This window comes from Deinococcus roseus, assembly GCF_014646895.1.
In the GTDB taxonomy this organism is placed as follows: Bacteria; Deinococcota; Deinococci; order Deinococcales; family Deinococcaceae; genus Deinococcus_C; species Deinococcus_C roseus.
Genome location: NZ_BMOD01000002.1, coordinates 227,501 through 240,967 on the forward strand (window position 1 = coordinate 227,501; position 13,467 = coordinate 240,967).

A 13,467-nucleotide genomic window follows, 5' to 3' on the forward strand; every position below is an offset into this window, starting at 1 on the left:
TGTTTGCTGATACGCATGTTCAAATCTCAAAGTTGCGGCTTGGGGCTTCATCTATTTTAAGGGTTCAATCTGATTGTACTGTGATGATTCACGCTGAGGAAAAAGCCCAGAGCCCAGAGCCCATGACCGAGGGCCACACCAAAAGCGTTTGCATCAGCTTCTGAGGTCAACCCTTTGCTTGAGCTACAGCAGCTCTGGGTTCTCTCCCCTGACCCTCGGCCGCTCAGTATGCTCAATCCACCCTGCCCCTTCAGACTTCTGGGGTATACTCTTCTTTGCGTCACCGGGGGTGCCCCAAAATGCGCTTTGAACAGCGCTTGCGGGCTGAGATCATACCCCATCACCTGATCTGGTTCGGACCAGCGGAGGGAGAGTGCCACCGTTTCACAGCATTCTCTCCTTTCGACGCGAAAGGAGATTTTTTCATGAGAAAGACCCTGTTTTTCACCCTGCCCCTGCTTGCCACGTCCCTGTTTGCCTCTGCCCATGCTGCTGACCTGCGGGTGGTCACCCACAGTTCTTTCAACCTGGACAAGAAACTGCTTGCAAAGTTCGAGCAGGAAAATGACGTCAAACTGCAACTGATCAAGGCTGGAGATGCCGGAGAGATGGTTTCCAAACTGATCCTCACCAGAAATGCTCCCATTGCCGATGTGGTGTATGGCATCGACAACACCCTGCTGTCCAGAGCCCTGACAGCAGACCTCCTGGCCCCATACCAGTCGGCAGCCCTGAAAAACGTGCCCAAAAAGTACCTGCTGAATGGGGCTTTTAACCCTGTGGATTACGGTCATGTGGCCCTCAACATCGACAAGGCTTTCTTTCAGAAAAACAAACTGGCCCTGCCCAGAACCCTGGGGGACCTGCTGAAACCCGAGTACAAAAACCTGCTGGTCGTGGAGAACCCTGCCACCTCCAGTCCCGGTCTGGCTTTCCTGCTGGCCACCATCAAAGAACTGGGAGAGAAAGGCGCATACAGCTTCTGGGCTGGTCTGCGGGACAATGGCGTGAAGGTCTCCAAAGGCTGGGAAGACGCTTACTACACCGAATTCAGCCGCAACGGAGGGTCCAGACCCATTGTGGTCAGTTACTCCTCTTCCCCTGCTGCCGAAGTGTTCTACGCCGAGAAGAAACCCAAAACCAGCCCCACCGCCAACCTGTTCCTGCCCGGAAGCAGCTTCCTGCAAATTGAGGGAGCTGCGCTGATCAAAGGCGGCAAGAACGTGGACCTCGCCAAAAAATTCATTGATTTCCTGCTCTCAAAAGAAGCCCAGACAGACATCCCCACCCAGATGTGGGTTTACCCGGTGGCGCAGGGGATCAAACTGGATCCCACCTACCGTTACGCAGGCACCCCGGTCTACACCAAAACCCTGACCCCTGCCGAAATTGCTGCAGGTCAGCAAAAATGGGTGGAAAACTGGACCAAAGTGGTGCTGAGGAATGCGGACCTGAAGGATTTGTAAGATCCCCCATGCAGCGCACCTTCACCACCTTCCTTCTGGCCCTGATCCCTCTGGGATTTCTGGGCTTTTTTCTGATTTACCCGTTTGTCAGGGCTTTGCTGGCAGGAGCTGAAGGTGGGTTCCTGCGCCAGGCGCAGGAAGTGCTGCACGAGAAGTATTACTGGGAGCGCATTGGGTGGTCTTTGCAGCAGGCAACGTATTCCAGTGTGCTCTCGGTGCTGCTGGGAGTCCCGGCAGCCCTGACCCTTGCAAGGCATGATTTTCCGTTCAAAACCACCCTGATGCGCATTCTGATGCTGCCTCTGGTGACGCCCAGCATTGTGGCGGCCATGGGGATCCTCAGTCTGGTGGGAGCCAGGGGTTTGACTGGCATTCATTTGCAGGACACGGCTTTTCTGGTGATTCTGGGGAATGTGTTTTACAACCAGTCCCTGATTGTCCGCTTTGTGTACGCAGGTCTGTTGCGCATTCCCGAGCACACCGTACAGGCGGCCAGAGTGCTGGGGGCAAACCGCTGGAGGGTGCTCTGGCGGGTGACTTTGCCTCTGGTGCTGCCCCACCTGCTGGGGGCGTTCAGTCTGGTGTTTTTGTACTGTTTCAGCAGTTTTTCGCTGGCCCTTTTGCTGGGAGGTCAGAAATTCAGCACCCTGGAGGTGGAGATCTACACCCTGACCCTGTACCAGCTTGATTTGTCCAGTGCAGGAATTCTGGTGCTGGTGCAGTTTCTGATCACAGGTCTGGCGGCTGTGGTGTACACAAATCTGCAAAAACGCACCTCAAGCACCGGAGAATTCAGGACCAGAACCCTTCCCAGACCACAGGGGCTGCAGTGGCTGCAAGTGCTTTTCTGGACGGGCCTGACGGGCCTGATTGCTCTGGCCCCTCTGCTGAGTGTGTTTCTGAAAAGTGTGCTGGGGCAAGAGGGGATCACCTGGGCGTTTTACCGGGGCATCCTCACTTCTGACACGCTGCAGGCCCTGTGGAACACCCTGAAGTTTTCCGGGATCGCCATGGTGCTCAGCGTGGTTGTGGGGGGCTTGCAGGCCATTGTGACCTTCAGGAGGGCCAGTCCAGCGCTGGATGCCCTGAGCCTGCTGCCTTTTCTGGTCTCCATGGTCAGTGTCAGTGTGGGGTACCTGCTGGCCTATCCAGGCCTCAGTGCCAGCCTGACGCTCCTGATCGGGGCTTATGTGCTGCTGGCCCATCCTTTTGTGACCCGCACGGTGCTGGCTGGACTGCGCAGCCTGAGCCCCAGCATGTTGCAGAGCGCACGGGTGCTGGGGGCCAGTCCCCTCAGGGTGTGGCAACGGGTGATTTTGCCGCTTCTGAAGAGCAGCATCCGCACTGGAGCCGCTTTTGCTCTGGCCAGTGCCATTGGGGAATTTGCAGCCACCTTGATCTTGCAGCGGCCCGAATGGACCACCCTCAGCACCCTGATTTACCAGACGCTGGGAAGGCCCGGAGCACAGAACCTCGGGCAGGCTGCGGCTTTATCCAGTATGCTTTTAGGCATCACCTACATGGCTTTTCAGGTGCTGGAAGAAGATGCTGCAGGTCAGAACAGTTTCTAAAAATTACGGTGCCACCCATGCCCTCTCCAATGTCAGTTTCAGCATGCAGGACGGCGAAGCCCTGGCCATTCTGGGGCCTTCTGGGTGTGGAAAATCCACTTTGCTGCGCATCCTGGCCGGTCTGGAACACCCCGATCAGGGGGAGGTCTGGTGGGACGACCTGGAGATCACCACCTTGCCTCCAGAGAAGCGGTTTTTTTCGCTGGTGTTTCAGGATTACGCGCTTTTTCCGCACCTGAACGTGCTGGGCAATGTGATGTTCGGGTTGATTGAACGCAAAATGCCCCGCAAAGCAGCAGAACAACAGGCCCTGCAATGGCTGGAAAAAGTCAATCTGCAAGGCCTGGAAAAGCGCAAAACCACAGAGCTTTCTGGAGGGCAACAGCAGCGGGTGTCTTTTGCACGTGCACTCGCTGTGAATCCCCGTTTGCTGCTGCTCGATGAACCTTTCTCCAATCTGGACCAGCAACTCAGGGAAGAGGTGCAAAACGAACTCCTCAGCACACTGAGAGAAACCCAGAACAGCACCATCCTGGTGACGCACGACCAGCAGGAGGCTTTCAAACTGGCTTCCAGAATTGTGCTGATGCGAGAAGGCCAGATTGAGCAGATGGGCACCCCCACAGACCTGTACCACCACCCGGAAAGCCAGTGGGCCGCCCGTTTTCTGGGCCATGACAATGTTTTTGAGGACTTTTTCATTCCCCAGCATGCCTTCAAGCTGGATGCAGCAGAACCCACCGCAAAAGTGCTGGCTGTGGAGCGTCTGGGCAGCGAGGTTTCTGCACAGGTGGAATTGCGCCAGCAGCACTATCAGGTGCACCTCAGTGAACGGGAAGCATTTGAGCATCAGGTGCATGCAGGGTCTTCCCTGCCCCTGAGGATTGACCGCCAGCTGGTCCGGGGGTTCAGAAGATGATCTGTTACGTGCTGATCAACGGGGAGCTTCATCCCACAGAGCACATGCAGCAGGTGCTGAAAACCCATCCTACCGATCTGGTGGTGGTGGCAGATGGAGGCATCCAGCACGTCAAAACACTGGGGGTGAGGCCAGACGTGTGGCTGGGGGATTTTGATTCCGCTCCACCAGAAACCCTGCTGGACCATCCAGACCTGCAAAGAATTCCCTACCCCACCAACAAGGACCTGCTGGATTCCGAAATTGCCCTGGAATACGCGCTGGAAAAGGGAGCAAAAACCATCATCGTGTGGGGCGCACTGGGAGGCCGCACCGACCACACCCTGGCCGTGATGCTGCTGGCCACCCGTTACCCTCACATTGACCTGATGCTGCACAGCGGAACCGAGAGCGTGCACCCCCTGCATCCGCACCACCCACTGGTTCTGCATACCGTTCCAGAGCAGACCCTCAGTGTGCTGGCTGTGCTGCCCCTGCATCACCTCAACATCAGAGGGGTGCGCTGGGAACTCTTTGATGCCCACGTGGAAAGAGGCTCTGGCTGGACCATGAGCAACGTGGCTGTGCAGCATCAGGTCAAAGTGTGGTGCACAGCAGGTCTGGGGCTGGTGGTGGTGCAGCACACATGAAAAATTCCTCCCCAGGGAGAGGAGGAAAGCATGACTTTGAGAATGGTTCAGTACTCGATTCCGAGCACCTTGTACTTGAGCTGGCGTTTGCCTTCATCGAGGTTGACCACAAAGGAATCCCCAGCTTTGCGGCCCAGCAACTGGGTGCCCACCGGACTGTCTTCAGAGACAATGCGCTGGCCCAGCACCTTGGCCTCAGAAGAACTGACCAGTTGCACTTTGAGCTGCTTGCCGGTCTTTTCGTCTTCCAGGGTCACATAAGCCCCCAGGTTGACGCTTTCTTCCTTGAGGTCTGCGGGAGAAATGATCTTGGCCCTTAAAAGCATGTCTTCGAGCTCTTCGATGCGGGTCTCGATGTTCAGCTTTTCACGCTTGGCTTCTTCGAGGCCGTTGTCTTCCAGATCGTCGGCGGCTTCCATTTGCTCGCTGAGAATGCGAGTGGCTTCTGCGAGGCGCTCCTGTTCATGTTCCAGCGTCCGTTTCAGGCGCTCGAACCCTTCTTGAGTGAGTTTTACTTCGCGGCTCACCGTTACCTCCGGAAAGTGGGGTTCAGATTGATGCCCGACATTGTGCCACAGTTTTTGCAAATACACAATATGGAGGGGCAATGGGGAAAGATGCCGAGGGCCGAGGGCCGAGGGCAAAAAACACATGGCGCGACTTCGCTGTTCCAGCAGAATCACGCTTTAAGAATGCGTTCCATTAGCGCCTGGAGGCAAAACAGGGCCAGCGAGTGCAAACGCAAAAGCGCCTTAAGCTCTCGGCCCTCGGCACATGTCATTTCAATGACATGATCAGCCAGAATTTTGCACTCAATTCAGTGAACCAGTCCCAGCCGTTCCACCAGGTGCTGCAGGCGGTCTCTGGTGGTGCGCCCCAGGCAACCTGCAGTGCGTTCACACAGGCTGATGTACTGGTACAGCCCTTCCCCAATGCGGGCACGGTAGAACACCGCGTCCAGACGGCTGAGGGTGGTGTGGCACAGGTCGCACATCACGGCATGTTTGGCGTGTTTTTCCAGGGGTTCGAGTTCCAGCAGGCGGTCTCCGTACACCAGGGCCAGTTTTCCCGCTTCCACAGCGTACAGTCCCAGGGTGGGCGACGACGGTCCCTGTTCCGAATACAGCTTGCGGGCGGTTTCCGGAAAAAGTTCAAACAACAATTCGCGCTCGGTGTGGTCTGACACCCCCCCATTATAAAGTTTGACCCCTTCAGATGAAGTGAGAAAATGTGGCATTTCTGGCCCCAGAACAGGGTAAAATGGAGGTTGGAGTTTGGGCGCAGCAGGGCATTCCAGCAGCAGGCCAGCAAAGTCTGTGGCCTGGTTTCTGGTTTGTTGTGCAGCTCAATCCCGGAGAGGAAACCACCCAGACCCATGCGTGAACGCTACAAGAACATCTCGGGGATCATTCTGAGGCGCAGCACCACCCCCAATGGGGACATGATCGTGTCTCTCTTGACCCCCAGAGGAAAATTCAAAGGGGTCAGCCGCAAAGCTGCACCTTCTCCCAGCACCCTCAAACTGAACCTCTTTCAACATGTCACGGTGCAAATTTACCACCGGCAGCAGGAAGATCTGGGCCTGCTGACCCAGGTCAAACTGGAAGGAGCCCTCTCACAGCTGGTGAAACCAGAAGTTTATCCGCTGGCCAGTTTTCTGTGCGAACTGGTGGACCATGTGGTGGTTGGAGAAATGGACATCCCCCAGACCTACGACCTGCTGGCAGGCGCTTTGCGAGGCCTCAATTCCCATGATGACCCGGAATGGGTGGCCCTGGTGATGGCGTTCAAACTGCTGGGAAGCCTGGGCATGGCCCACCGCACCGAAGACCCTCAGGGCACATTTTTTGATGCAGACCGTGGGGTGCTCACCAGCAAGAATTCTGGCATCCGCCTTTCTGCCGACAGTGCGGCTTTCCTGGCTTCTGTGCACAACCGCACCGTGCGGGATCTGATGGAACATCCCCAGCCCAACCGCAAGGATCTGTGGATGGTGCTGGAGAAATTCATTGTGACCCACGCTGGAATCCTGAAGTCCTTTGAAGTGCTGCGCTCTGTGCAGTAAAACTTTTCTCAGTCCAGCAAGACAGGAGCGTCTTTCATGATTTTCTGCGCCTCACCGGTGGGTTTGACCTTCCAGACCCACTCGCCATAAGTGTGGTGCAAGGTGCCGTCATGGAAGTACGCTGCAGCCTGTTCATCCAGACCCCAGACCTCCTGCATGTGGAGTTCTGCTGCAGCAGCTTGCAATTCAGCAAAACCATCCCATTCTGAGAAATGGGGAAAAACCAGGGTGCTCATGAAACCAAATCCGGGCAGGTAATGGGGTTGTTCTGGGGAAGTGCGGTCCTCTTCTGGAATCAGGCAGGTCAGGCAACTGAGGATGGCTCCAGCAGAAATCCCCAGGTAAGGTACCCCTGCACGCACTTTCTGGCGGATCAGGTCTGAGAGGGTAGACAGCACATAATGTTGCTGGTACAGGTAGGTGTCGCCTCCGCCCACCACAATGCCACTGGCCCCCTGCAAAATGGCGTGGGCTTTTCTCGGGTTCAATTGACCGTTTTCTTCGCCAATAAATTGCACTTCTGCAGCTCCTGCTGTGGTCAGCACCTGCAGGTAATGGGGAGCGTATCTGGGCCATTTTTCCCCGGCACACAGCACAGCAATACGAGGTTTTTCTCCACACAGGGCCAGAAAATCCTCTTTGACCCGTTCCAGACCGGGGGTGTTGCCAAGCAGAAACAGATGCATGAAAAATCCTCCTATATGTGATTCATCAGTTGATGCAGAATCAGGGCTCCCCCCAGGGTGGCTGGAATGCCGCCGCCGGGATGCACGCCCGTACCAGCCAGCCAGATGCCCCGATAACGGTATCCCGGAAAATGAAAGGGACCCGAGCGGTACCAGGGATTCAGTTTGCCATAAATGGCCCCTCCCCAGGCTCCCCATCTGGAGAGCTGCCAGGGGTCCAGCAAAGCAACATCCTGGATTTTGTCTTGCAAAGAGACTTGCAGCACGTTTTCCACCCGGTTCAGTTGTGCTTTCAGCCAGGGGTGGTCCAGGTCATAAAGCTGTGCATCTGGTGGTGCTGTCAGACCCACAGTAAGCACTGGCAGGGTGTTCCGTGGGTAGATGTGATGGGGCCTGTAATGGTTCACAAAGACCATCGGGGAGGCACTTTGCCTGAGGTTTTGCATGTCCTGAGCCAGTTGCGTGGTGCTCTCTGGCAGCAAAACACTGTGAAACGGCAGGTCTAGCTCCTCTTTCAGGACAGCATAAAGCACCACTCCGCTGCAACTGAGGCGGGCAGGTTTTTGCACAGCCTCCCCCATCAGAACCCGCAGACGCTCGAAATCCAGGGTGGAAACCACCGTGCCCAGGAAGGCACCCGCTGTGGTGTCGATGCGGTTCTTCTGGACTTTCAAAATCGGGGTGTGCTCAAGAATCTTCACCCCCAGATGCAAGCAGGCTGCTCTCAGGCGCAACACCAGCTCATGGATGCCACCCACAGGCACCCGCAAATCCTGCAGCATGGCGTAAGGCACCAGGGCGTGCAGGGCACTGGCTTCCTCCGGTGCAGCCCCGGTGTTCAGGGCATACACGGCCAGGGATTCTTCCAGTTGTGGGGGCAGGTTCAAAGATTGCAAATAACTGCGTGCAGTCAGGTGATGTCCCAGTTCTGCAAAAAGCCTCGCACTCAGGCGCTGAAATTCAGGATTCAAAATCCGGGGAGGAGTGTACAGCAGTTTTTCGATGGTGTCTGTCAAACGGGAAGCCCGTTCAGCATAGCGTTGCCAGCCTGCATCTGCAGGCGTTGGCAGGAGGTCCAGCACCCGTTTCCCATGGTGGGTGCCCAGGGAATCCAACTTGTGGTGAGGCACATCGGCCCACTCTGACAAGCCTGCCTGCAGAAAAACCTCATTCCAGACTGCCGGGAAACTCCAGACCGCAGGCCCCGTGTCGATGCGCTGGCCTGCCACCTCAATCTGGGCACTTTTTCCTCCACAGGTTTCTGCTTCAAAGAGCGTGACCTGATGCCCTCGGGAAGCCGCCAGCAACGCAGAAGCCAGACCAGCAAAGCCTCCTCCCAGCACCAGCAACTCCCCCATCAGAACCTGCTCATCGGACCAGGGAGGCCACCAGCAGAATTCCGGCCACCGTTCCGATCCACAACGGGCTCAGCATGCTGCTGGGATAGATTTTGCGGGCTTCTGCAGGGGTGGGGTTCAGGTGGAGCCGGTACAGCAGGCGGCCATTGACCAGCATCACGGCCAGAGCCACCAGCAAACTGAGTTGCCCGAAGCACAGAAAAGCCACCGTGTACCACGCCGCACTCCAGAACATGGTGCCCTCCACGCCCAGCCGGACGGCTGTGTTGACAATCCCCACCTGACGGTCATGGGGAATGTCCTGAATGGCATCGAAAGCCTGTTTGCCAACGCTCCAGGCCATGGTGCCACACAGAGCCCACCAGGGCACCGCAGACCCCATCAGAAGGGGAATGAACGCCATCGGGAAGGCATAAGCCGCATTGGAAAGGGCATCCCAGTAAGGCCGGGCCTTGAAGCGCACAGGCCGGGCAGAATAACCCACAAAAACCAGCGCGTAGAACAGCATCCACAGCAGGGCCTGCCAGGGCAAGGTCAGGCAGAAATACCCCAGAAAGGGAACATTGAGCACCGCCACCCAGATCCAGATGCGGGGCACATCCTCCGGGTAGATTCTGGCACCCTGCAGCCCACCCTTGCGCGGGTTGAGGGCATCCTCGGCCTGGTCGAAAATGTCATTGATGCCGTAAATCAGCAGGTTGAAAGGCAGGGTGAGCCATGCCATCACCACCCAGAACCGCACATCCAGGGTGTAAAGGTGCCCACTGAGCCACAATCCGGTGACCGCCACCCCCAGCGTGTTGATCCACAAGGCCGGACGGGACACCCAAAACAAACGAAACACGCTCCAAATCCTATCACCCGAACCCCCCGGAACAGGACAGAATGCCCTGTGATTTGCAATTGGATTTGGTTGAAGCCTTGTTGAAGCCTGGGGTTTTCCCTTTCAGCAAACCGAAATGCTAAGCTGAACCTCATGGATCAAGTGAGATTTGTTGCTGATGCCCAGCTTTTCGAAGGCAACCGTGTGCAATTTGACGAACTTCCCGAAACCGTTCAGGCCAGCCTGAAGGCCCAGCTCGGGAGTTTCGAGCTCTCCACCTACGATGTGGTGATCCTGGAAAACGCCACGGTGAACGGCAAACCCCAGACCAGCCCTTACGTGGCCGTGCGCCTCGGGAGCATCAGTTCCATCAATCTTGAACCCTGAATTCTAAAATTCACATCCCAGAGCAACGCTCTGGGATGTTTTCTTTTCTAAGGTGCAACTTTCAGATAAGCCCCTGCAGTCACCCGTTCAAAGGCATCGCTGACCGTGATCAGGCGCTCGTCTTTGAGGGCAGGTGCAATGAACTGGATCCCGATGGGGAGCCCTTTGCCCTCCACGGTTTCAAAACCTGCAGGAACGCTGATGGCAGGCACACCTGCCAGGTTTATGCTGACGGTGTCCACATCGCTCTGGTACATGGCGACAGGATCGCTGGATTTCTCGCCAAATTTGAAAGCCGGGAAGGGACTGGTGGGGGTGACCAGCACATCGAAGTCCTGGAAGGCCCGCTGGAAGTCCTGGGCAATCAATTTGCGCACCTTCATGGCTTTGGAGTAAAAGGCATCGTAGTAACCGCTGGAGAGGGCGTAGGTGCCCATCAGGATGCGGCGCTTGACTTCGTGCCCGAAGTGCTCTCCACGGGTGCGGCTCATGCTGGTGTTGAATTCCTCGGCTGGAACGCGGCTGGAGTAGACCATGCCGTCGTAGCGGGCCAGGTTGGAGGAAGCCTCACTGGTGCAGATCAGGTAGTAGGCGGCAATGCCATACTCCAGGGTGGGCAGGGACACCTCGCTGAAGGTGGCCCCCAGGCTTTCCAGCACTTCACGGGTGCGGTCCAGAGCAGCCTGCACACCAGGGGTGTTTCCTGCTCCCAGGGATTCTTTGATGTAGGCAAAGCGCATGCCTTTGATGTCCTGACCCAGTGCGGAGGCAAAATCGGGTTTGACATCCAGACTGGTGGAATCCAGAGGATCGCGGCCACTGGTGGCATCCATCACCAGAGCGAGGTCTTTTGTGGAGAGGGCAAACGGTCCAATCTGGTCCAGGGAACTGGCAAAGGCCACCAGACCGTAACGGCTCATGCGGCCATAGGTGGGCTTCAGGGCCAGCGTTCCGGTGAAGGCGGCAGGAAGGCGCACACTGCCTCCGGTGTCACTGCCCAGAGAAATGGGGGTGAACCCTGCAGAAACGGCTGCAGCACTGCCTCCAGAGGATCCTCCGGGCACCCGTCCGTGGTCCCAGGGATTCACAGTGCACTTCAGGGCGCTGTTTTCGGTGCTGGAACCCATGGCGAATTCGTCCATGTTGACCTTGCCCACCGGAATGGCTCCGGCGGCCAGCAAACGGTCCACCACGGTGGCGGTGTAGGGACTGACGTAATTTTCCAGAATGCGGGAGGCACAGGTGGTGCGGGTGCCTTTCAAATTCATGTTGTCTTTGATGGCCACCGGAACGCCCGCCAGCGGTCCCACTGGACTTCCCAGGCGCACGGCTTCATCAATCTGGGCGGCACGGTTCAGGGCGAGGTCTTCGGTGAGGCTCACAAAGGCCTGAATTTCGGGGTCTTTTGCTTGAATGGTCTGCAGGGTCTGCTGTGCCACTTCCACAGCACTCAGCTCTCCAGCACGAATTTTTTGGGCGATTTCAGCAGCCGTAAGCATACCTGAACACTATACCACTGGCGTTTCTGGGGGTTGGAGGCACGTACAGAAAAGAGCAGAAGGCAACAACCCATGGCTGCTGAGGGCGCAGGGCCGAGCGCCGAGGGCAAAAGAAGGCTTTTGCTAAAGCTTTGCAGTGTTGAAATTTTGCCAAGGCTTTAGCACCCTACGCTCTTGGCCCTCGGCGCTCGGCCCTTTAGCATTCCTTGCCTTTCAGTTCCCTGTGTCACTTCACCCAATCCCCCCTCAGATGAAGGGCTACGTTAAAAACATGAAAGTCGCAGTGATCATTGGTGTGGGCGCAGGAATTGGGTATGCCGTGGCGGCCAAATTTGCCCGTGCAGGGTATCAGGTGGCGCTGGTGGCAAGGCAGGCAGAGAAGCTGGAGCAGTACAGCCAGCGCATTCAATCTTCGGGGTACCAGGCCCGGAGCTACAGTGCAGATGCAGGGAATCCTGAATCCCTGAAAGAGGTCTTGCAGCAGATCCAGCAGGAACTGGGAGCTGTGGACACGCTGGTGTACAACGCAGCTTCCCACCATGCCGGGGAGCTGGTGACCCTTTCAGATGAGGCTTTTCTGGAGGATTACCGGGTGAATGTGCTGGGGGCTTTTGTGGCGGTGCGCAGTGTGCTGGAAGGGATGCGCACCCTGGGGGGCGGCACCATCTTGCTGACGGGAGGTGGTCTGGCCCTGAATCCCCAGAGTGGTCTGGGATCCCTCTCTCTGGGCAAGGCGGGTCTGAGGGGTCTGGCTTTGCTGCTGGCCGAGGAACTGCGGCCTTACAACATCCAGGTCAGCACCATCACCGTGATGGGTCTGGTCTCCCCCACCACGGCTTTTTCACCCAACCACATTGCCGACAAATTCTGGGAAATCCACCAGATGCCCGTACTGCCTGCAGAAGTGCAGATGGCTCCAGATCCTGAGCCCACGGTCTGAACCTTTAAACCCTCAACCACGCAAAAATTCGGTGAGGCCTTCGAGTTCCAGGGCAGGCAGTTCTGTGAGGTCTTTCAGTCCAAATTCCAGCAGGAATTTCCCGGTGGTGCCGTACAGCAGGGGTTTGCCAATCACCTCTTTGCGGCCCACCACCTTGATGAGTTCGCGTTCCTGCAGGGTGATCAGGCTGCTGGCACTGCTGCCGCGCATCAGTTCGATGTCTGCACGGGTGATGGGTTGTTTGTAGGCCACAATGGCCAGCACCTCCAGGGCCGCCTGGGACAGGGACGGCAGTGCTGGAGGTGCCATCAGGGGCTCCAAGGCAGGCACCAGTTCGGGGGCAACGATCAGGCGGTATCCTCCGGCCACAGCTTCGATGGCCAGACCCACCTGCCTGAGGGTTGGACTGAGGTCCTGCATGCTGCGGTGTACGGCTTCTTCAGGAACCCCCACCAGACGAGCAAGTTCCTGTACCCCCACAGGGCGTCCTGCAGCCAGCAGGGCTGCACCAATCACGTCAAGCATTCAGGGCCTCCTCGATGTCCTGCAACGAAATGGGGCCTTGTCGCAGAATCTGGTGTTTCTCAAAGTCATAAACCGTGCTGGATTGCCCATGGCTGATTTCTCCGGGAAGAAGCACATCGTAGAGTTCATGCAGCTCCAGGGCCTGCTGCTGGCTGAGTGCGGGAGGTTGCTGACTGCGGTTCAGGGAACTGGCCAGCAGGTACCCACCGCAGGCCTGCAAGAGCGCCAGGGTGAGGGGATGGTCTGGCACCCTCACCCCCACTTTTCCATGGGGGGCCACCCAGATGGGAACACTGGAGACCGCTGGCACCACCACCGTGAGGGAGCCTGGGAAAAACCTTGCAGAGAGCCGCTCAAAACGAAGGTGATCGTTTTCATGCAAAGCGGCCAGTGTCCGGGCATGCTCCCTTGAAGCGCACAGCACCTGAGAGGGCTTGGAGGGGTCTCTGCCTTTGACCTGATAGAAGCGCTCCACCGCTGCAGCATTGAACGGGTCGCAGGCCAGCCCCCACACGGTTTCCGTGGGAATGGCCACCAGACCTCCTGCCTGCAGGGTTACAAAAGCTTGATGATTGACTGTGTCCTGATTCATACTGAGA

15 protein-coding genes are annotated in these 13,467 nt (G+C 57.2%); 7 read left to right on the forward strand and 8 right to left on the reverse strand.

The window, feature by feature from the left end:
- The first annotated feature begins 425 nt into the window (after positions 1–425).
- From IEY52_RS04085 to IEY52_RS04100, 4 genes are read left to right on the forward strand one after another with little or no spacing between them, the layout of a single operon-like run.
- Positions 426–1,466 (forward strand): thiamine ABC transporter substrate-binding protein, encoded by a 1,041-nt coding sequence (locus IEY52_RS04085; RefSeq protein WP_189000246.1) that lies wholly within the window; start codon positions 426–428, stop codon positions 1,464–1,466.
- Positions 1,467–1,474: 8 nt separating this feature from the next.
- Entirely contained in the window at positions 1,475–3,037 is a 1,563-nt protein-coding gene (locus tag IEY52_RS04090; protein WP_189000248.1) for an ABC transporter permease, read from the forward strand.
- On the forward strand, positions 3,012–3,956 hold the full coding sequence (locus tag IEY52_RS04095) for an ABC transporter ATP-binding protein (RefSeq protein ID WP_189000250.1): 945 nt from the start codon (positions 3,012–3,014) through the stop codon (positions 3,954–3,956). Before IEY52_RS04090 ends, IEY52_RS04095 begins: the two co-directional genes overlap by 26 nt.
- The gene (locus tag IEY52_RS04100; protein ID WP_189000253.1) at positions 3,953–4,585 is read left to right on the forward strand and encodes a thiamine diphosphokinase; all 633 of its coding nucleotides are present in this window, start codon (positions 3,953–3,955) and stop codon (positions 4,583–4,585) included. The genes IEY52_RS04095 and IEY52_RS04100 overlap by 4 nt, the downstream gene beginning before the upstream one ends.
- Before the next feature lie 47 nt (positions 4,586–4,632).
- Here IEY52_RS04100 and IEY52_RS04105 read toward each other — a convergent pair whose 3' ends face one another.
- Entirely contained in the window at positions 4,633–5,112 is a 480-nt protein-coding gene (locus IEY52_RS04105) for a GreA/GreB family elongation factor (RefSeq protein ID WP_229684631.1), read from the reverse strand.
- Between the two features lie 290 nt (positions 5,113–5,402).
- Positions 5,403–5,771, reverse strand: a complete 369-nt coding sequence (locus IEY52_RS04110) for a hypothetical protein (RefSeq protein ID WP_189000256.1) — start codon at positions 5,769–5,771, stop codon at positions 5,403–5,405.
- Between the two features lie 189 nt (positions 5,772–5,960).
- On the opposite strand from IEY52_RS04110, the gene recO reads away from it, so the two are divergent.
- The gene (recO, locus tag IEY52_RS04115) at positions 5,961–6,650 is read left to right on the forward strand and encodes a DNA repair protein RecO (protein WP_189000259.1); all 690 of its coding nucleotides are present in this window, start codon (positions 5,961–5,963) and stop codon (positions 6,648–6,650) included.
- 8 nt (positions 6,651–6,658) lie between these two features.
- On the opposite strand, the gene IEY52_RS04120 is transcribed toward recO, so the two are convergent.
- Genes IEY52_RS04120 through IEY52_RS04130 form a run of 3 tightly spaced genes read right to left on the reverse strand, consistent with a single transcriptional unit; the run spans position 6,659 to position 9,538 of the window.
- The gene (locus IEY52_RS04120; RefSeq protein WP_189000262.1) at positions 6,659–7,336 is read right to left on the reverse strand and encodes a Type 1 glutamine amidotransferase-like domain-containing protein; all 678 of its coding nucleotides are present in this window, start codon (positions 7,334–7,336) and stop codon (positions 6,659–6,661) included.
- A gap of 11 nt (positions 7,337–7,347) precedes the next feature.
- On the reverse strand, positions 7,348–8,694 hold the full coding sequence (locus IEY52_RS04125) for a phytoene desaturase family protein (protein ID WP_189000265.1): 1,347 nt from the start codon (positions 8,692–8,694) through the stop codon (positions 7,348–7,350).
- 10 nt (positions 8,695–8,704) lie between these two features.
- Positions 8,705–9,538, reverse strand: coding sequence for a UbiA family prenyltransferase (locus IEY52_RS04130; RefSeq protein WP_229684632.1), 834 nt, complete (start codon positions 9,536–9,538; stop codon positions 8,705–8,707).
- Positions 9,539–9,670: 132 nt separating this feature from the next.
- Here IEY52_RS04130 and IEY52_RS04135 point away from each other — a divergent pair, with 132 nt between their 5' ends.
- Positions 9,671–9,904 (forward strand): hypothetical protein, encoded by a 234-nt coding sequence (locus IEY52_RS04135; protein ID WP_189000268.1) that lies wholly within the window; start codon positions 9,671–9,673, stop codon positions 9,902–9,904.
- 47 nt (positions 9,905–9,951) lie between these two features.
- On the opposite strand, the gene gatA is transcribed toward IEY52_RS04135, so the two are convergent.
- The gene (gene gatA / locus IEY52_RS04140; RefSeq protein WP_189000271.1) at positions 9,952–11,403 is read right to left on the reverse strand and encodes an Asp-tRNA(Asn)/Glu-tRNA(Gln) amidotransferase subunit GatA; all 1,452 of its coding nucleotides are present in this window, start codon (positions 11,401–11,403) and stop codon (positions 9,952–9,954) included.
- 271 nt (positions 11,404–11,674) lie between these two features.
- Here gatA and IEY52_RS04145 point away from each other — a divergent pair, with 271 nt between their 5' ends.
- Positions 11,675–12,343, forward strand: a complete 669-nt coding sequence (locus tag IEY52_RS04145) for an SDR family NAD(P)-dependent oxidoreductase (RefSeq protein WP_189000275.1) — start codon at positions 11,675–11,677, stop codon at positions 12,341–12,343.
- 12 nt (positions 12,344–12,355) lie between these two features.
- Here the strand turns inward: IEY52_RS04145 and scpB are convergent, their stop codons facing one another.
- Together scpB and IEY52_RS04155 are read right to left on the reverse strand one after the other, a co-directional pair.
- Positions 12,356–12,868 (reverse strand): SMC-Scp complex subunit ScpB, encoded by a 513-nt coding sequence (gene scpB / locus IEY52_RS04150; protein ID WP_189000277.1) that lies wholly within the window; start codon positions 12,866–12,868, stop codon positions 12,356–12,358.
- Positions 12,861–13,460 (reverse strand): L-threonylcarbamoyladenylate synthase, encoded by a 600-nt coding sequence (locus IEY52_RS04155; RefSeq protein ID WP_189000280.1) that lies wholly within the window; start codon positions 13,458–13,460, stop codon positions 12,861–12,863. Before IEY52_RS04155 ends, scpB begins: the two co-directional genes overlap by 8 nt.
- Between the last annotated feature and the right edge of the window lie 7 nt (positions 13,461–13,467).